We start from the raw sequence: 16,915 nt of genomic DNA, 5'->3' as shown, positions 1-16,915 counted from the left end.
TGTCCGACAGCGGCTGCGATCATCGCGAAGTCACTCCTTGTCGAGGCGACGCGTGCTCTGTTCCACGGTTTCGTCGGCGGAGGGCTGCGACGAGACGGTCTTGTCGAGCGACGGACCTGCGCCCTCCACACCGGACAGGTCGTCGGGTGCGGTGATCGCGTCGCCTGGATGATTGTCGAACTCGTCGTCGGTCTCCGGTGGGAGAACCTCACGGACGACTGCCCGCGACCAAGTGGTGATGATGCCGTCGGCGATCTCGAGGTCGACGGTGTCTTCTTCCACCAATGCGACGCGGGCGTAGAGGCCTGCGGTCGTCACGACCTCGTCACCGACCTTCAGCGAGTCCTGCAGAGCCTGGGTGTCGGCGAGGACCTTCTTCTGCTTGCGCACGTTGAGGAACATCGGTACGAGCAGCGCCACGATCAGCAGCGGAAATAGCAGTTCCATCTTCTACGTCAGTCCTAAGAGGTGTCGTTGTTCTTGTCGTGTCGGCGTCCGACAGAGAGTTCGTCGCTCACCGTCGAAGTGCCGTGCGTCGGGTCCAGTGTGCCATTACCTCACCGCCGACTTGTCCGGCTCCTGAGCTTTGCCGCGCAATTATTCGAATAATCCCTGCTGAGCTTCGTTCGTCCGGACGGAAATGCCGCCGATGGCGAGGTCCGGCGGCGGTACGAGACCGAGATGCTGCCACGCTGCGGCGGTCGCGACCCGTCCCCGGGGAGTCCGTGCGACCATGCCCGCGCGGACCAGGAACGGTTCGCAGACCTCTTCGACCGTCGACGGTTCCTCGCCGACGGCGACTGCGAGTGTCGACACCCCGACGGGCCCGCCGCCGAAACTCCTGATCAGTGCGCTGAGAACTGCACGGTCCAGCCTGTCGAGACCCAACTGGTCGACGTCGTACACGACGAGTGCTTCCTGCGCCGTCTGTTTGGTCACGGTGCCGTCCCCGCGCACCTCGGCGTAGTCACGCACACGGCGAAGCAGACGGTTGGCGATACGAGGGGTGCCGCGCGAGCGTCCGGCGATCTCGGCGCATCCTGCCGCGTCGATCGGTACGCCGAGGATGCCTGCCGAGCGCACGAGTATCCGCTGAAGTTCCTCGGGTTCGTAGAAATCCATGTGCGCGACGAAACCGAAGCGATCCCGCAGCGGTCCGGTCAGAGCGCCCGATCGGGTGGTGGCTCCGACCAGTGTGAACGGCGCGACTTCGAGTGGAATCGAGGTTGCGCCCGGCCCCTTGCCCACCACAACGTCGACTCGAAAGTCCTCCATGGCGAGGTACAGCATTTCCTCCGCCGGGCGCGCGATGCGGTGGATCTCGTCGATGAACAGAACGTCGCCCTCGACGAGGTTGCTGAGCATGGCGGCGAGATCACCTGCCCGTTCGAGCGCAGGCCCCGACGTCAGCCGCAGCGACGTACCCAGTTCCTGGGCGATGATCATCGCCATCGATGTCTTGCCGAGTCCGGGTGGGCCCGACATCAGGATGTGATCGGGTGTGCCGCCACGAAGCTTCGCACCGGTCAGGACGAGTTGGAGTTGCTCGCGCACTCGCGGCTGACCGATGAAGTCCGTCAGCGATTTCGGACGCAGACTGGTCTCGACGTCGACGTCGTCCGCGGTGACCTCGGCAGTCACCTGCGACTCCTCGAGGTCGGCGTCGTCGGTCATCTCGTCTTACCCAGGTACGCGAGCGCGGAGCGTAGAGCAGCCGACGTCGACGCATCGGGCTGAGCGGCCAGCACAGATGTTGTCGCGTCCTCGGCTTGTTTGACCGCGAACCCGAGTCCGGTGAGGGCTTCGACGATTTGGTCGTGCACTGCGCCGCCGCTCGCGCCTGCGGTCGGCGTCGCGGACGCTCCCCCTCCACCGACGATGGCGTCGACCTTGTCCCGCAGTTCGACGACCATCCGCTCGGCACCGCGTTTTCCGATTCCGGGTACACGCGTCAACGCGGTGACGTTGCCGTCCGCCAACGCGGTCCGCAATGCCGCCGGATCGAGCACGGCGAGGGTGGCCATCGCGATACGAGGCCCGACACCGGACACCGTCAGCAACAGTACGAACAGGTCCCGTGACTCGGTGTCCGAGAACCCGTAGAGGGTCATCGAGTCCTCGCGGACGATCATGGTCGTCAGCAGTCTCGACTCGGCTCCCCGAGTCAACGACGCAAGTGTCGAGGGTGTCGCGTTGACTCGATAGCCGACCCCGGACGCTTCGAGGACTGCGTGGTCGAGCGCGATGTCCAGTACTTCCCCGCGGATGGATGCGATCATCCGACGCCCGCCTCTCCGACAGCCCGAGCCGCTACGGCTCGGGCGCTCTTCTTCGCCGCGGCTGCCCGTGCTCTACGCTCCTCGGCCAGCCGTACCTCGTACTTGCGCCGCTGTTCCTTGGCCATCGCCTCGGCCTTCGCCATCCTCGCGATCATCGGCGCGCGCCAGCAGTGACAGATACCCAGAGCGAGAGCATCGGCCGCGTCGGCGGGAGTAGGGGCGGTCTGCAGTCCGAGAATCCGCATGACCATGGCTGTGACCTGCGCTTTGTCCGCACTACCGTTGCCGGTGACCGCGGCTTTCACCTCGCTGGGAGTGTGGAAGCAGACGTCGATACCTCGGCGGGCTGCGGCAAGCGCGATCACTCCCCCGGCTTGCGCCGTGCCCATCGCGGTGCGCACGTTGTGTTGCGCGAACACGCGCTCGACGGCGACGACGTCAGGCTTGTGAGTATCGAGCCAGTACTCCGCGGCCTCGGAGATTCGGAGCAACCGCTGCGCCAGATCCATGTCCGCCGGAGTACGCACGACATCGACGTCCAATGCGATGACACTGCGCCCCGAACCGCCCTCGATCAAACTCAACCCGCACCGGGTCAAGCCTGGGTCGACGCCCATCACTCGCACGTGTTCACCTTCCGCTTACGAACTGTTGTTCGATAGCGTAGCGGAGGGCAGGCCGAGCGGGCGTGTGCGACACCCGACCGGCCTCCGACGGGTCAGTCCTCGTCGAGTTGCGCGAGAACCTCGTCGGACAGTTCGACGTTGGAGTAGACGTTCTGAACGTCGTCGCTGTCCTCGAGCGCGTCGATCAACTTGAACACCTTGCGTGCGCCGTCGACGTCGACGGGAACGCTGACCGACGCCTGGAAGCTGGCCTCGGCCGAGTCGTAGTCGATCCCGGCCTCCTGCAGCGCCGTCCGGACCGCGACAAGATCGGTTGGCTCACTGACGATCTCGAAGGTGTCACCGTTGTCGGTGACTTCCTCGGCTCCGGCGTCGAGAACCGCCATCAGAACGTCGTCCTCGGACTGACCGTTCTTCTCCAACGTCACCAGACCCTTGCGCGAGAACAGGTACGACACCGATCCTGGGTCCGCCATGTTGCCGCCGTTGCGGGTCATCGCCACTCGGACCTCACCCGCAGCGCGGTTACGGTTGTCGGTGAGGCACTCGATGAGCACCGCCACACCGTTGGGTCCGTAGCCCTCGTACATGATGGTCTGCCAGTCTGCGCCGCCGGCTTCTTCGCCCGCGCCACGCTTGCGCGCACGCTCGATGTTGTCGTTGGGAACCGACGTCTTCTTCGCCTTCTGGATAGCGTCGAACAGCGTCGGATTACCCGTGGGATCGCCACCACCGGTGCGGGCCGCCACCTCGATGTTCTTGATGAGTTTGGCGAACGACTTGCCACGCTTGGCGTCGATCACCGCCTTCTTGTGCTTGGTGGTGGCCCATTTGGAGTGGCCGCTCATGCGATGGAGCCCCTTTCGTACTTACAACAAGTGTTCGTAGTTTACGCGTGCTTCAGCCGCACCGATTCCGTACACGTCGATGGACCTGCCGACGTCGCGGCTCAGAGCTCGCGCACGAGGTCGACGAAGAGGCCGTGCACGCGGCGGTCCCCGGTGACCTCGGGATGAAAGCTGGTTGCCATGACCCGGCCCTGACGCACTGCGACGACGCGCCCCGCCGCAGGGCCGTCGGGAACCGTGGCGAGGACCTCGACACCGTCGCCGACGCGTTCCACCCACGGCGCTCGAATGAACACGGCCCGCATGAGGTCACCCTCGAGTCCGGCGAACTCGAGATCGGTTTCGAAGGAGTCGACCTGACGACCGAAGGCATTGCGCCGCACGGTGATGTCGAGGGCATCCAGATGCTGGGCGTCCTCTCTGGTATCGAGAACTTCGCTCGCCAACATGATCATGCCCGCACACGATCCGTATGCGGGCAGCCCGTCACGCAGCCGGGCACGCAGCGGTTCGAGCAGTTCGAAGACCGTCAGAAGCCTGCTCATCGTCGTCGATTCACCGCCAGGAACGACGAGTCCGTCGACGGCACCCAGTTCCGCCGGCCGCCGAACCGCGACTGCATCGGCGCCGCTGGCACTCAGAGCAGCGAGGTGTTCTCGGACATCACCCTGCAACGCGAGGACGCCGATCCTGGGCCCGCTCACGTGGGCTTGAACGAATCAGTAGCCGATTTCGACTGGTCACGCTCGAAGCGCATCAAGCCCTCCTGCACGACGGCAGCGACCATGCGCCCCTGCCGGTCGAAGATTCGGCCCTGGGCCAGAGCCCGCCCGAAGTCGGCGGACGGCGACGTCTGGTCGTAGAGAAGCCACTCGTCGGCACGAAACGGGCGCAGGAACCACAACGCGTGGTCGAGTGACGCCGTCTGAGTCGCCACCCCCGGGTGCGGAACTTTCGCCGAACCGATCAGGGTCATGTCGGACATGTACGCGAGCGCGCAGACGTGGAACACCTGGTTGTCCGGCAGACGGTCGCGGTAACGGAACCACACCCGCTGCTGGGCGGCGAGGCTCGCGTATTTCTCGGTCTGCTCGTCCGGGACTCTGCGGATATCCCATTCCTTCCACTCCTCGTAGAACGAATTGTCGAACTCCGGGAGTGTGCGCGGGTCCGGCAGGGTCTCCGGATCTACGACGCGGGGCATGGTGTCCTGGTGCGAGATGCCGTCGTCGTCGACATGGAACGACGCGGACATGGTGAAGATCGCCTTGCCGTCCTGAATTCCGGTGACGCGGCGGGTACAGAAGGACCTGCCGTCACGGATTCGATCGACCATGTAGACGGTCGGCTCCGTGGGCTTGCCGGGGCGGATGAAGTAGCCGTGCAACGAGTGCACGCGGTAGTCCTCGCCGACCGTGTTCACGGCCGACACCAGAGCCTGCCCGGCGACCTGCCCGCCGAACGTCCGCTGCAACATGCTCGGGAAGGTTCGACCACGGAAGATGTCGTTCTCGATACGTTCCAATTCGAGAATGTCCTCGATACTGGCCATTGTTCACCTCTCGTCGCTGCTGGTGAAGGCTAACAAGCGCGGAGACAGGCAAGATGAACCGGTGCCGAACCGCGACCTGCCGACGCCTGTGCCGATTTTTCCGGAACTACTCGCCCAGGCAGTGGCCGACCGAATTCCGAACGGCTGCCGCGCAATCGGTGTCATCGACGGCGTGGACGCCGCTCGTCCGGTCGAATTCGCCGGGTCGGTCCGTGACCTCGTCGGCGCGTCCGGACGGCATTGTGACGTGATCGATCTCCACGATTACGTGCGGCCTGCCTCACTGAGGTTCGAGTACTCTCGGACCGACGAATCGACCTACCGCACAGCCTGGTTCGACTTCGCTGCAGTGGAGCGGGAGATCGTTGCACCGATGCGCGCCGGAGGCCGAGGGACATTCCTCCCTCGGCTGTGGGACGAGTCGGCCGATCGGTCCGCGAGAGCGAGCCTCGTCGACGCGGCTCCCGATCATGTTCTGCTGATCGCCGGTCCGATGACCCTCGGCCGGATTCCCGATGTCGCGGTGACGGTGCACCTGAAGATCAGCGAAGCCACCATGCGGCGTCGGACCCCGGAGGCCGACGCGTGGACTGTTGCGCCGCTGCTCGAGTTCTACGCCGGTGCACCGACCGCGGACGTGGTGGTCCGCTGGGATCACCCGAACAGGCCCGCGATACTCCAGGCCTGAGACGTCACCAGCCGCGTTCGGCCAAACGGTGAGCAACCGGAAGATCGTCGACGTTGATTCCCACCATGGCCTCACCCAGCCCACGCGAGACCTTGGCGAGGACGTCGGGATCGTCGTGGAAGGTCGTTGCCTTGACGATCGCCTCGGCGCGCTCCTTGGGGTTGCCGGACTTGAAGATTCCGGATCCGACGAAGACGCCCTCGGCGCCGAGCTGCATCATCATCGCAGCGTCCGCCGGAGTCGCGATGCCGCCGGCCGTGAACAGTGTCACGGGCAGCTTGCCGGCACGAGCAACTTCGACAACAAGGTCGTAGGGCGCCTGAAGCTCCTTCGCGGCGACATACAGCTCATCCTCGGGCAACGACGTCAACCGGCGAATCTCATCGCGGATCTTGCGCATGTGCGTGGTCGCGTTGGACACGTCGCCTGTTCCGGCCTCGCCCTTGGACCGGATCATCGCCGCGCCTTCGGTGATTCGACGCAGCGCTTCGCCGAGGTTGGTCGCGCCACAGACGAACGGGACCGTGAAGTTCCACTTGTCGATGTGGTTCGCGTAGTCCGCCGGGGTCAGCACCTCCGATTCGTCGACGTAGTCGACGCCGAGACTCTGCAGGATCTGCGCTTCGACGAAGTGCCCGATCCTTGCCTTCGCCATGACGGGAATGGACACGGCGGCGATGATGCTGTCGATCATGTCCGGATCGCTCATCCGCGACACACCACCCTGCGCGCGGATGTCCGCGGGAACGCGTTCGAGTGCCATGACCGCCACGGCGCCTGCATCCTCGGCGATCTTGGCCTGATCGGCGGTCACCACGTCCATGATGACGCCGCCCTTGAGCATTTCGGCCATGCCGCGCTTGACGCGTGCTGTCCCCCGGCCGTTGTCTTCGACGTCTGATGCCGGAACGATGGGCGTACTCAAAGGACTCTCCTGCAGCTGTGGGAACACGGGACGGCCTCGGTCGAGGCGTGCCCGACAGTAGACCGAACTGGCTTTCGTTCCCATAGCCAGTGGAGAATTGCTGGACCCCCTGTCGGAGCGTTTCGTCCTGCTGTGTCCGACGGCCTCAGCGGATGGCGCGTACGTCCGGTTCTGTTCTGCGCGCGAGCACGATGTTGACCTCGTCGAGCAGTTCGGCGAGATCCTGCGGATACACCGTTTCACCGGTCGCCGCGAGTGACCTGATGTCGTCCTCGGTGCACCACTTGTGGCCCGTCACCGTTCGCCGTTCGAAGTCGGTGAATCCCGAATGTTCGGGCTCGAACTCCTGAGTCCTCAGCGCGAAGAACAGCTCCTCGGACCGCAGGAGCACTCCGTTGAACGGGAACGTCGCGACACGCCGCCACATCGGCCCCTTCAGCTCGGTCGATGCGACACCCAGTCCGGTCTCCTCCCGTACCTCGCGAACCGCGGCCTCCCGAAGATTCTCGCCGGGCTCGACCGCGCCGCCGATGGTGAACCAGAAGTAGACGTCGGGAACCGTCGGGTCGTGGCCACGCAGCAGCAGTACTCGTCCCCGTTCGTCGACGAGAACGACTCTCGCCGACGTGCGCTGCACCGCTCGACCCTCGGACCCGAAGGTATCGGCAGCAGACCGCTCGGCGATTTCGAAGTATGTCGGCAGAGGCGCGGTTCCGCCCAGGTGCAGCGCACGAACAGCCGCAGTCGTGCGCAGCGCCAACGTGTCTCGCACCGCGTCGTTGTGGAACCTACGTGCGATCAAGACCCGCGCCTCGGCGTCGGCTAGCTCGGCCACCAGCTGCGGGGGCAGATCGTCGGGGTCGAGCGTGGCCAACGCCACCGACACCGCGTTCTCGGCCGCCTCCCGATGTGCGCGGTCGGCCCGTTCGGCGGCGTCGGCGAGTGCCGCCAGTCGCCGGCTGTGCTCCAACTGTGCTCTGGTCGCCGACGCCACGGCTCTGGCCACCACCGCACGACGCGCCAGGGCGGAATCGAGTGACTGCCACGACAGGTCGGATCGTACGTGCAGCCGATCGAGCCGATTGGCCGTCGCATACGCCCACAGCCCGACCACGAGGACCAAGACCGCGACGAGGCCGACGATCAGAATCGTCAACGCGGACAGTGTCATCAGCTCGCCGCTCGCACTTTCTGACCCCCGACTGTCACCGTCTCGTACACCCGCATGATCTGCTCCGCCACGACGGGCCAATCGTATTCGGCGACAGCACGAGTCGCCGCCTGCACGACTCTGTCCCTGATGTCGTCCGAGGACAGCACCGAGTCGACAGCGTCTGCCAACGCGACATCGTCGTCGATCGGCACCAGCAGACCGGCGGTACCGTCGCGAAGAACCCGCCGGAACGCGTCGAGCTCGCTGGCCACGACCGCGGTCCCCGACGCCATCGCCTCGACGAGCACGATCCCGAAGCTCTCGCCGCCGAGGTTCGGGGCGCAGTACACGTCGGCGCTCCGCATCGCCGACGCCTTCTCCTCGTCGTCGACCTGCCCGAGAAACCGGATGTGCGACGCCGCCGCGCCCGCTTCTTTTCGTAGTCTGTCCTCGTCTCCGCGTCCCACGACGAGCACTTCCACGTCGGGGTGCCGCTCGACCAGTGTCGGGAGTGCGCGCATCAGGACCGCCATCCCCTTGCGGGGTTCGTCGAAGCGGCCGAGGAACAGTACTGTACCTCCGGCTCGGGGGTATCCGGGAAGCAGCGGTGCGCGGCGAAACGCGGGGACGTCGACGCCGTTGGGGATTTCGACGGCGTCGCTGCCGAGCGCTTCGACCTGCCACCTGCGAGCGAGTTCGGATACCGCGATCCGTCCGCTGATCTTTTCGTGGTACGGCCGCAGAACACCTTGAAAGGTACTGAGCACCAACGACTTCGTGGTGGAGGTGTGGAACGTTGCAACTATCGGGCCGTCGGCGGCCTTGAGTGCCAGCATCGACAGGCTCGGGGCATTCGGCTCGTGGATGTGCAGGACGTCGAAGTCGTTCTCGGCGATCCATTTTCGGATACGAGAGTACGTGACCGGCCCGAATCGAAGCCGCGCCACCGAACCGTTGTACGGAATGGCAAGGGCTTCACCGGCGGAGACGACGAAGTCGGGTAGTTCGGTGTCCTCGGACGCCGGTGCGAGGACGCTCACTCGGTGACCGCGTTCGATGAACACCTCGGCGAGTTGCTGCACGTGTGCCTGAACGCCACCCGGCACGTCGAAGGAGTACGGACAGACCATCCCGATCTTCACGTGCCCTCGATCCGTGCTCGCCTGGAATCGGACAGGTCGTCCATCCACAGAGGTTGGAGCATGTGCCAGTCAGCGGGGTACGCCGCGATGTTGTCCGCGAAGCGGTCGGCGAGCTTCTGGGTGGCGGTCTCGACTCCCTCGCCCACGTCGATGCGCGGTGAGATGGAGAAGCCCCAGGCATCTCCGTCGAAGTAGCAGTGGACCGGCAGCAAGTGCGCACCTGTGTCGATCGCGAGGCGGGCAGGTCCCGCTGCCATTCGTGTCGGTTCTCCGAAGAACGTGACGGGCACACCGTGCCTCGCCAGATCGCGTTCGCTCAGCAGGCAGACGACCTTGTTCTGCCGCAGACGGTCGGACAGGGCTGCGAACGGTGGCACCTCTCCTCCGCTGAGCGGGAAGATCTCGAAACCGAGGCTCTCCCGGTAGGCGACGAACCGCTGGTAGAGCGACTCGGGTTTCAACCGTTCCGCGACGGTCGCGAAGGTGCCGTGGGTTCGAGCCAGCCATACTCCTGCCATGTCCCAGTTCCCGCTGTGCGGTAGCGCGAGAACGGCACCTCGACCGTCGTTGAGCGCGGCGTTCAGGTGCTCCTGGCCGTGAATACTGGAATCGAGCGAGGCCGCCAACGCGTCCAGGTCCATCGACGGAAGTCGGAACGCCTCTCGCCAGTATCGGGCGTACGAGCGCAGCGACGCTCGGATAAGTTCGTCGGGCACCTGATCCGCTGTCGTTCCCAGCACGCGCGCCAGGTTTCGACGTAATTGGACCGGGCCGCCACCTCGCCGAGCCGCAACATCCGCTCCCGCGTCGAACAGCTTGGTCGCCAGTCCGGCCGGGAGCGATCGCACGAGCCGCCAGCCCGCGGCGTACCCTGCGTCGCCGACGCGCTCGCCGAGCGTCACGGCGTATCGGTCTTCGTGTCGCCGTCGGGCGTGGGCGAGGATTCCTTGCTGATGATGTCGCGGGCGCCCTCGGAGCGGCGCACGGCGAGTACCCGTTGAAACACGGTGACCGCACTGAGCACTGCGAGAACCCACATCGCCGGATAGATGAGGCTGTCGAGCCAGGGGACGTCGTAGTGACGACCGATCCCGGTCAGTCCGGCGCCGACGAGAACGATGACCAAGCGGTCGGGCCGTTCGATCCATCCACCGTCGGCCGACAGGCCACTCGCTTCCGCTCGCGCCTTCGCATAGGAGATGACCTGCGATGTCACCAGGCACACGAGCGTGGCGATCAGCAGAAGCTTGTCTTGCTCGCTGTAGACCGCCCACCAGGCCAGGCCGGCGAAAATCGCGCCGTCCGCGACACGGTCACACGTCGCGTCGAGTACCGCGCCGTACTTCGTTCCTCCCCCGCGTGCGCGCGCCATCGCACCGTCGAGCATGTCGAACAGCACGAACAGCGTGATCACCATCGTGCCCCAGAAGAGGTACCCGGCCGGGAACATCGTCACTGCCGCAGCCACTGTCACGACGGTGCCGATCAGCGTGACCGAATTGGGAGTCAGCCCGGTGGCGTTGAGCGCTCGCCCGAGCGGTGCCGTCACCTTGGACATCGGAGTCCTACCCAGAATGCTCAGCACCGCGAACCCCCCTTTCGACGTGTGTTCATTCGGCCCAGGCCGACGCCAACAGCGCGCGCGTGTCACGCAGCAGCTGCGGCATGACCTTCGCTCCGCCGACGACCGTGATGAAATTCGCGTCGCCGCCCCATCGGGGAACGATGTGCTGGTGCAGATGTTCCGCAAGCGATCCCCCGGCCGCCGCACCCAGGTTGAGGCCGACGTTGAAACCGTGCGGGTTCGACACGCGTTTGATCGTTTTGATGACGTGCTGAGTGAAGGACATGAGCTCGGCGCTCTCGGCAGGCGTCAGGTCCTCCAACGCAGCGACGCGTCGATACGGAACGACCATCGTGTGGCCCGGGTTGTACGGGTACAGATTGAGCACCGCGTACACCTGCTCGCCTCGCGCGACCACGAGACCGTCCTCGTCGGTCATCTTCGGGATGTCCGAGAACGGCTCGCTCGACTTGCTCGTCGCACCGGGAGCTTCGGTGATGTACGACATGCGGTGCGGCGTCCACAGACGTTGGAGTCGGTCGGGGTCACCGAAGCCGGTGTCGACGATCGCCGCGTCCTTGTCGGGCATGGTCAGCTCACTCCTGAGGTCTCGGCGACGAGGGTTGCGGTGGGAGATGCATTGTTGCGTGAGCTGATCCAGTCCGCGATCAACTCGACAGCACGGTCGGTAGAAACTCCGTTGACCTGAGTGCCGTCGCGGAACCGGAAGCTGACTGCTCCGGCTTCGACGTCGCGTTCGCCGGCGAGGAGCATGAACGGCACCTTCTGCGCGGTCTGGTTGAAGATCTTCTTCTGCATGCGGTCGTCCGACGCATCGACCTCGGCCCGGATTCCACGCTTCTTCAGTTCGGCCACCACGGCGAACAGATGATCCTGATGCACCTCTGCCACCGGGATACCGACGACCTGAACTGGGGACAGCCACGCCGGGAACGCACCCGCGTAGTGCTCGGTGAGTACACCGAAGAACCGCTCGATCGAGCCGAACAATGCTCGGTGAATCATCACCGGGCGTTCCTTGCTTCCCCCGGTTGCGGTGTACTCGAGCTCGAAGCGTTCGGGCAGGTTGAAATCGAGCTGGATGGTGGACATCTGCCATGTCCTACCCAGCGCATCCTTGGCCTGAACCGAGATCTTCGGGCCGTAGAACGCCGCGCCACCCGGATCGGGAACCAGATCGAGACCGGAAGCGGCTGCCACCTCGGCCAGCGTGTTGGTCGCTTCCTCCCACGCTTCGTCGCTGCCGACCGACTTGTCCGGGTTGCGGGTGGACAGCTCGAGATAGAAGTCGTCGAGGCCGTAGTCCTTCAGCAGACCGAGCACGAATTCGAGCGTCGTGGTCAATTCGTCGCGCATCTGCGCACGGGTACAGAAGATGTGGGCGTCGTCCTGGGTCAGTCCTCGAACGCGGGTGAGTCCGTGGATCACTCCGGACTTCTCGTAGCGGTACACGGTCCCGAACTCGAACAAGCGCAGGGGAAGCTCCCGATACGAGCGCCCCCGCGACCGGAAGATCAGGTTGTGCATCGGGCAGTTCATCGGCTTGAGGTAGTAGTCCTGGCCGGGTTTGCGCACAGCACCGTTCTCGTCGAGCTCGGCGTCGAGATGCATGGCCGGGAACATCCCGTCGCGATACCAGTCCAGGTGACCGGACACCTCGTACAGATGCCCCTTGGTGATGTGCGGGGTGTTGACGAAGTCGTACCCCTCTTCGATGTGCCGCTGCCGGGAGTAGTTCTCCAGCTCGTTCCTGATGATTCCGCCCTTGGGGTGGAACACCGGGAGCCCGGATCCCAGCTCGTCCGGGAAGCTGAAGAGGTCGAGCTCCGACCCGAGCTTGCGGTGGTCGCGGCGCTCCGCCTCGGCCAGCAGCTCCAGGTGGCGCTCGAGAGCTTCGGACGATTCCCACGCGGTTCCGTAGATGCGCTGCAGTCCGGCGTTGTCCTGATTGCCGCGCCAGTAGGCCGCGGAACTGCGGGTCAGTTTGAACGCGGGGATGTACTTGGTGGTCGGAATGTGGGGGCCGCGGCACAGGTCGCCCCAGATTCGATCTCCCGTCCGCGGATTCAGATTGTCGTACGCGGTCAGCTCGCCGCCACCGACCTCCATGATCTCGGGATCGTCTATACCGGACTTGTCGTTGACCAATTCCAGCTTGTAGGGCTCGTTCGCCAGTTCCTCGCGGGCCTGTTCGATCGAGTCGTAGACGCGACGCGAGAATCGCTGACCGGCCTTCACGATCTGCTTCATCTTCTTCTCGAGAGCGGTCAGGTCCTCAGGAGTGAACGGCTGCTCGACATCGAAGTCGTAGTAGAAGCCGTCCTTGATGAACGGGCCGATGCCCAGCTTCGCACTGGGAAACAGGTCCTGGACCGCCTGCGCCAGCACGTGCGCGGCGGAATGCCTGATGACACTGCGGCCGTCCTCGGTGTTCGCGGCTACCGGCTCGACCTCGGCATCACCGTCGGGAGCCCAGGACAGATCGCGAAGTTTGCCGTCGGCGTCACGCACGACGACGATCGCGTCAGGTCCCTTGTTGGGCAAGCCCGTGTCCCGAAGTGCCGTTCCGGCAGTCGTTCCGGCCGGCACCATGATGCGGGCGGGCGAGACGGCGGTTACGGGCGTGGTCACGGCGATGTACTCCTTGGTCGATCCTCGCAGGGAAGATCCCGGCAAAAGTGGATACTGGCGGTCGGTGAGACCGAGGACAGCCTATCGGCTGTCGGGTGCACGTTCGCCGTCACATCGCGGACGCGTCGTCACAGTCGAATCGTGGACGGATCGTCACAGTGGACTGGACAACCAGCTCCAGTCGAGACCGAACCATCCGCCGACGAGCGAAAACGTGCCGAGCAACCACAGCGTCACCAGCACGAAGGCCGTCGTGAGCAGAACCCCGAGCCCTTTGACGAACACGGACTGGTGCGAGAACCACTCCATGAAACGGTCGTAGTGCTTGCGCGCGAACTTCAGGAGTCGGTGCGCCCAGGTGAATTCCGACGCGAGAATGCCGAGGCCCGCGAAGACGATCAGCCACCCGGGGCCCGGATACGGAATCGCCAGGATTCCCAACCCCAAGACGATCAGGCCGACCACGCCGACAGTGATCCGGTACGCGAGATCGAGAGTGGGATTGGCTCTGATCTTGGCGCGGAACTGGCGTCGCCGTTCCGACACCCGGTCGAATACGCCGTCGTCGTGGGTTGTTTCGGCGCGATCGTCTGCAGTCACCGCATCAGGTTACCGGCGTGAAACGGCGAAAGCCCCACGCTGGACGCGTGGGGCTTTCGCCGTGACCGAATTCTGTGGTCCCGGCTGGGATCGAACCAGCGACCTTCCGCGTGTGAAGCGGACGCTCTTCCACTGAGCCACGGGACCGTCTTCGTTCGATCGCGATGCACGCCTCTCGAACGAGGCAGAACATTAACATGTGTCTCGCAGGTTCCCCGAATCGCCCTGTTCGTCGAGCGTTCCGCGCACACCCTTCCCCTGTTTCGACGCTCGCACCCGACCCGCTCGTGACGCCACTCGGGCAGCCGACAGTGGCACTGACGAGGCGATTTGTGAGTTCGCCAGAAGTTGGTCTAGTGTTTTCACCGCACCACGGAGACGGTAACGGTTCCGCGGGGCATGCGGATGTGGCGCAGTGGTAGCGCATCACCTTGCCAAGGTGAGGGTCGCGGGTTCGAATCCCGTCATCCGCTCGAGGCTGGAACAATCTCAGGGCCGAACCGGCATGATTCGATGTCGATTCGGATCAAGGGCAATCGAGAGAACGCCTGGCCCATGGTGGAGTGGCCGAGTGGTGAGGCAACGGCCTGCAAAGCCGTGCACACGGGTTCGATTCCCGTCTCCACCTCGCATCGTGTTGGAGGCAACTGCCTTCGATGCAAGTACCTGCGCGATTAGCTCAGCGGGAGAGCGCTTCCCTGACACGGAAGAGGTCACTGGTTCAATCCCAGTATCGCGCACCACGCGAAGAACCCCGGTCTTGTGCCGGGGTTCTTTTCGTCCGACGAAATGTCGGGTGTTTCACCGCATCACCCGCAGAATTGTGCGAAATTCGGCGCGTGATGCACATGCGGATGTGGCGCAGTGGTAGCGCATCACCTTGCCAAGGTGAGGGTCGCGGGTTCGAATCCCGTCATCCGCTCGTTTGTTTCGATGTTCGCTTGCGCGATTAGCTCAGCGGGAGAGCGCTTCCCTGACACGGAAGAGGTCACTGGTTCAATCCCAGTATCGCGCACCATCCGAGAATGCCCTTCAGCCTCGAGCTGAGGGGCATTTTCGTAGTCGGTGGCGCCGGGGGTGGTGATTCACGTCATACACGTGCACTCTGGAGGGACATCCCCGACCGGAAGGAAGCCACCGATGGCCGACCGTACGAACGAGGCAGACACCGGCGCCGAAGGTGTCGCAACGACCGCGGACCCGAGCACGGAGGAGAAGGCGAAGTCCGACGCGGCGGAGATCGACGCCCAGTACGAACCCGGAGCACGGCCGACAGTCACGCTGCCCGGAACGGACGGCATGGTATCCGGGACGGCATTCGCCGACATGGTCGACGACGACGGCGGCCTGAAGGAGGACTCGACACCGGATGCCTGAGGCGCCCACCGACACGTACGAAGTACTCGGTGTCGACGGAGTGCGTGGGTATCTTCATCGCGCCGACGGGCCCGAGGTGGCTGCACTCGCACTGACACACGGGGCCGGTAGTGACTGCACGGCCAAGTTTCTCGTCGACGTCGCCACCGCGTGGTCCGCGCACGGGGTGACCGTTCTACGGTTCGATCTCGCGTTCCGTCAGGCGAAGCCGTCCGGCCCCCCGCATCCGTCGAAGTCCGCGGCCGATCGGGAAAGTGTGGCGCGCGCAGTCGATCACCTCGGCAGCGTCACCGCGGCGCCTCTCGTGGTGGGAGGGCACTCCTATGGAGGCCGCCAGGCATCGATGACGGTGTCTGAGGGACTCTCGGCCGTCGGTGCGCTGCTGTTGTCCTATCCCCTGCATCCGCCGGGAAAACCCGAGAAGGCACGTACTGCGCACCTGCCTGGGATACACATTCCCACCGTGTTCGTCTCAGGCACGAAGGATCCATTCGGCACACCCGACGAGCTGAGGCAGGCTATCGCGACGATTCCCGCCCCGACGGAATTTCTCGAGATCGACGGTGCAGGCCACGATCTGTCCGCGGCCAAGCACCGCGTCGCAGAGCGATCGTTCGAGCACGCGTCACGTTTGCTCGGGATCGTCTGACATTCGCCCACCGGCGAGTCCCCGTGCGGCACGAAACTGCTCGAATGTTCTACTTGTCTCATGCCCACCTGGGGATGGTTCGTCGTTGCCCTCGTCCTGATCGACGCGGCAGTTCTGGCTGCGTGGCTGCTGGCTCGAAAGCGACCGGGCACGCGCACGGAATCGACGGCATCCTCGGCGCCACTCGCGTCGACGGCGGTCCTGTGGGCCGACATCGAACCGACCCTTCGAACGCTCAAACACGAGGGGAACTCGCTCGCAGCGATCAAACTTCTGCGGTCCCGCACCGGGCTGCCGCTGCGTGAAGCCAAAGAGGCGGTGGATCGACTGTGACCGTGACCGTGGGCCGAGCCGGAATCTGGGAGGCCGAACAACTTGCCGACGTCGCGGCTGTGACGTTTCCTCTGGCGTGTCCACCCGGGTCGACCAAGGAGTCGATCGAGGCCTTCGTCGGCGAGGTGCTCTCGCACGAACGGTTCGCCGACTACCTGGACGACCCGGATCGAACGATTCTCGCTGCGCGCGAGAACGACTCGATCGTCGGGTACGCCATGCTGATCCGCGGCGAGCCGGCCGACCCGTCGATCTCCGCGGTCCTGTCGACTTCGCCGACGATGGAACTGTCCAAGATGTACGTCCTACCGGGTCATCACGGGAGTGAGGTCTCGGCGGCACTGATGGCGGCGACAGTGCAACTGGCGATCGAGTTCGGCTGCGCCGGAATCTGGTTGGGCGTGAACCAGCAGAACGCCCGAGCTCAGCGGTACTACGCCAAGCACGGGTTCCACCGTGTCGGTACCAAGACGTTCACCGTCGGCGCCGAGGTGCACGACGATTTCGTGTTCGAACGAGTTCTCTGA

At 64.7% G+C, this 16,915-nt stretch carries 20 protein-coding genes and 6 tRNA genes; 10 read left to right on the top strand and 16 right to left on the bottom strand.

Annotation, left to right across the window (positions count from 1 at the left end; genetic code table 11):
- Nucleotides 1-30 precede the first annotated feature (30 nt).
- The 7 genes from yajC to ACFULT_RS15205 all read right to left on the bottom strand — a co-directional run bounded on the left by yajC (nucleotide 31) and on the right by ACFULT_RS15205 (nucleotide 5,305).
- Nucleotides 31-447, bottom strand: a complete 417-nt coding sequence (gene yajC, locus ACFULT_RS15235) for a preprotein translocase subunit YajC (RefSeq protein ID WP_037113099.1) — start codon at nucleotides 445-447, stop codon at nucleotides 31-33.
- A gap of 150 nt (nucleotides 448-597) precedes the next feature.
- Nucleotides 598-1,674, bottom strand: coding sequence for a Holliday junction branch migration DNA helicase RuvB (ruvB, locus tag ACFULT_RS15230; protein ID WP_037113098.1), 1,077 nt, complete (start codon nucleotides 1,672-1,674; stop codon nucleotides 598-600).
- Nucleotides 1,671-2,279, bottom strand: coding sequence for a Holliday junction branch migration protein RuvA (gene ruvA / locus ACFULT_RS15225; protein WP_037113097.1), 609 nt, complete (start codon nucleotides 2,277-2,279; stop codon nucleotides 1,671-1,673). The genes ruvB and ruvA overlap by 4 nt, the downstream gene beginning before the upstream one ends.
- Nucleotides 2,276-2,905, bottom strand: a complete 630-nt coding sequence (gene ruvC / locus ACFULT_RS15220) for a crossover junction endodeoxyribonuclease RuvC (RefSeq protein WP_037113096.1) — start codon at nucleotides 2,903-2,905, stop codon at nucleotides 2,276-2,278. The genes ruvA and ruvC overlap by 4 nt, the downstream gene beginning before the upstream one ends.
- A gap of 92 nt (nucleotides 2,906-2,997) precedes the next feature.
- Nucleotides 2,998-3,753, bottom strand: a complete 756-nt coding sequence (locus ACFULT_RS15215) for a YebC/PmpR family DNA-binding transcriptional regulator (protein ID WP_019663995.1) — start codon at nucleotides 3,751-3,753, stop codon at nucleotides 2,998-3,000.
- A gap of 101 nt (nucleotides 3,754-3,854) precedes the next feature.
- Nucleotides 3,855-4,457, bottom strand: coding sequence for a pyridoxal 5'-phosphate synthase glutaminase subunit PdxT (gene pdxT, locus ACFULT_RS15210; RefSeq protein ID WP_037113095.1), 603 nt, complete (start codon nucleotides 4,455-4,457; stop codon nucleotides 3,855-3,857).
- Nucleotides 4,454-5,305, bottom strand: coding sequence for an acyl-CoA thioesterase II (locus ACFULT_RS15205; protein WP_037113094.1), 852 nt, complete (start codon nucleotides 5,303-5,305; stop codon nucleotides 4,454-4,456). The genes pdxT and ACFULT_RS15205 overlap by 4 nt, the downstream gene beginning before the upstream one ends.
- A gap of 121 nt (nucleotides 5,306-5,426) precedes the next feature.
- Here ACFULT_RS15205 and ACFULT_RS15200 point away from each other — a divergent pair, with 121 nt between their 5' ends.
- A complete protein-coding gene (locus ACFULT_RS15200) occupies nucleotides 5,427-5,993 on the top strand; it encodes a hypothetical protein (protein ID WP_037113407.1) in 567 nt (188 codons plus the stop codon).
- A gap of 4 nt (nucleotides 5,994-5,997) precedes the next feature.
- Here the strand turns inward: ACFULT_RS15200 and pdxS are convergent, their stop codons facing one another.
- The 9 genes from pdxS to ACFULT_RS15155 form a co-directional block, all read right to left on the bottom strand.
- Entirely contained in the window at nucleotides 5,998-6,945 is a 948-nt protein-coding gene (pdxS, locus tag ACFULT_RS15195; protein WP_052059556.1) for a pyridoxal 5'-phosphate synthase lyase subunit PdxS, read from the bottom strand.
- A gap of 118 nt (nucleotides 6,946-7,063) precedes the next feature.
- On the bottom strand, nucleotides 7,064-8,089 hold the full coding sequence (locus ACFULT_RS15190) for an NUDIX hydrolase (RefSeq protein WP_094721706.1): 1,026 nt from the start codon (nucleotides 8,087-8,089) through the stop codon (nucleotides 7,064-7,066).
- Nucleotides 8,089-9,213 carry a glycosyltransferase family 4 protein gene (locus ACFULT_RS15185; protein WP_094721707.1) on the bottom strand — a complete coding sequence of 375 codons (1,125 nt, stop codon included), beginning with the start codon at nucleotides 9,211-9,213 and terminating at the stop codon, nucleotides 8,089-8,091. Before ACFULT_RS15185 ends, ACFULT_RS15190 begins: the two co-directional genes overlap by 1 nt.
- Nucleotides 9,210-10,115 carry a phosphatidylinositol mannoside acyltransferase gene (locus ACFULT_RS15180; protein WP_378481815.1) on the bottom strand — a complete coding sequence of 302 codons (906 nt, stop codon included), beginning with the start codon at nucleotides 10,113-10,115 and terminating at the stop codon, nucleotides 9,210-9,212. The genes ACFULT_RS15185 and ACFULT_RS15180 overlap by 4 nt, the downstream gene beginning before the upstream one ends.
- Entirely contained in the window at nucleotides 10,112-10,798 is a 687-nt protein-coding gene (pgsA, locus tag ACFULT_RS15175) for a phosphatidylinositol phosphate synthase (RefSeq protein WP_094721709.1), read from the bottom strand. The genes ACFULT_RS15180 and pgsA overlap by 4 nt, the downstream gene beginning before the upstream one ends.
- A 25-nt stretch (nucleotides 10,799-10,823) precedes the next feature.
- Nucleotides 10,824-11,366: an HIT domain-containing protein gene (locus ACFULT_RS15170; RefSeq protein WP_037113086.1), complete on the bottom strand. Its 543-nt coding sequence runs from the start codon at nucleotides 11,364-11,366 to the stop codon at nucleotides 10,824-10,826.
- A gap of 2 nt (nucleotides 11,367-11,368) precedes the next feature.
- Nucleotides 11,369-13,390: a threonine--tRNA ligase gene (gene thrS, locus ACFULT_RS15165; protein WP_371828899.1), complete on the bottom strand. Its 2,022-nt coding sequence runs from the start codon at nucleotides 13,388-13,390 to the stop codon at nucleotides 11,369-11,371.
- Nucleotides 13,391-13,582: 192 nt separating this feature from the next.
- Entirely contained in the window at nucleotides 13,583-13,975 is a 393-nt protein-coding gene (locus tag ACFULT_RS15160; protein ID WP_176460110.1) for a TIGR02611 family protein, read from the bottom strand.
- A 129-nt stretch (nucleotides 13,976-14,104) separates the two neighbouring features.
- Nucleotides 14,105-14,176: transfer RNA gene (locus ACFULT_RS15155), tRNA-Val, on the bottom strand.
- Nucleotides 14,177-14,430: 254 nt separating this feature from the next.
- Between ACFULT_RS15155 and ACFULT_RS15150 the strand changes: the two genes are divergently transcribed.
- From ACFULT_RS15150 to ACFULT_RS15110, 9 genes are all read left to right on the top strand, one after another.
- Nucleotides 14,431-14,502: transfer RNA gene (locus tag ACFULT_RS15150), tRNA-Gly, on the top strand.
- Nucleotides 14,503-14,586: 84 nt separating this feature from the next.
- Nucleotides 14,587-14,657: transfer RNA gene (locus ACFULT_RS15145), tRNA-Cys, on the top strand.
- Between the two features lie 40 nt (nucleotides 14,658-14,697).
- Nucleotides 14,698-14,772, top strand: a tRNA-Val gene (locus ACFULT_RS15140).
- A 107-nt stretch (nucleotides 14,773-14,879) separates the two neighbouring features.
- Nucleotides 14,880-14,951 (top strand) — tRNA-Gly (locus tag ACFULT_RS15135).
- A gap of 21 nt (nucleotides 14,952-14,972) precedes the next feature.
- A tRNA-Val gene (locus tag ACFULT_RS15130) sits at nucleotides 14,973-15,047 on the top strand.
- Between the two features lie 122 nt (nucleotides 15,048-15,169).
- Nucleotides 15,170-15,406, top strand: a complete 237-nt coding sequence (locus ACFULT_RS15125) for a hypothetical protein (protein WP_037113082.1) — start codon at nucleotides 15,170-15,172, stop codon at nucleotides 15,404-15,406.
- Complete coding sequence (locus tag ACFULT_RS15120; protein WP_094721711.1) at nucleotides 15,399-16,055, top strand: alpha/beta family hydrolase; 657 nt, start codon at nucleotides 15,399-15,401, stop codon at nucleotides 16,053-16,055. The genes ACFULT_RS15125 and ACFULT_RS15120 overlap by 8 nt, the downstream gene beginning before the upstream one ends.
- 60 nt (nucleotides 16,056-16,115) lie before the next feature.
- Complete coding sequence (locus tag ACFULT_RS15115; RefSeq protein WP_037113079.1) at nucleotides 16,116-16,388, top strand: hypothetical protein; 273 nt, start codon at nucleotides 16,116-16,118, stop codon at nucleotides 16,386-16,388.
- Nucleotides 16,385-16,915, top strand: coding sequence for a GNAT family N-acetyltransferase (locus tag ACFULT_RS15110; protein ID WP_037113077.1), 531 nt, complete (start codon nucleotides 16,385-16,387; stop codon nucleotides 16,913-16,915). Before ACFULT_RS15115 ends, ACFULT_RS15110 begins: the two co-directional genes overlap by 4 nt.

It is taken from the genome of Rhodococcus sp. NPDC057297 (assembly GCF_042667435.1).
Taxonomy (GTDB): Bacteria; Actinomycetota; Actinomycetes; order Mycobacteriales; family Mycobacteriaceae; genus Rhodococcoides.
This window is presented reverse-complemented; position numbering and strand designations above follow the sequence as displayed.

Coding starts and splice junctions, on each gene's coding strand:
- yajC (WP_037113099.1), bottom strand. CDS start 447: ATGGAACTGCTATTTCCGCTGCTGATCGTGGCGCTGCTCGTACCGATG.
- ruvB (WP_037113098.1), bottom strand. CDS start 1,674: ATGACCGACGACGCCGACCTCGAGGAGTCGCAGGTGACTGCCGAGGTC.
- ruvA (WP_037113097.1), bottom strand. CDS start 2,279: ATGATCGCATCCATCCGCGGGGAAGTACTGGACATCGCGCTCGACCAC.
- ACFULT_RS15215 (WP_019663995.1), bottom strand. CDS start 3,753: ATGAGCGGCCACTCCAAATGGGCCACCACCAAGCACAAGAAGGCGGTG.
- ACFULT_RS15205 (WP_037113094.1), bottom strand. CDS start 5,305: ATGGCCAGTATCGAGGACATTCTCGAATTGGAACGTATCGAGAACGAC.
- ACFULT_RS15190 (WP_094721706.1), bottom strand. CDS start 8,089: ATGACACTGTCCGCGTTGACGATTCTGATCGTCGGCCTCGTCGCGGTC.
- ACFULT_RS15170 (WP_037113086.1), bottom strand. CDS start 11,366: ATGCCCGACAAGGACGCGGCGATCGTCGACACCGGCTTCGGTGACCCC.
- thrS (WP_371828899.1), bottom strand. CDS start 13,390: ATGGTGCCGGCCGGAACGACTGCCGGAACGGCACTTCGGGACACGGGC.
- ACFULT_RS15125 (WP_037113082.1), top strand. CDS start 15,170: ATGGCCGACCGTACGAACGAGGCAGACACCGGCGCCGAAGGTGTCGCA.
- ACFULT_RS15120 (WP_094721711.1), top strand. CDS start 15,399: ATGCCTGAGGCGCCCACCGACACGTACGAAGTACTCGGTGTCGACGGA.
- ACFULT_RS15115 (WP_037113079.1), top strand. CDS start 16,116: ATGCCCACCTGGGGATGGTTCGTCGTTGCCCTCGTCCTGATCGACGCG.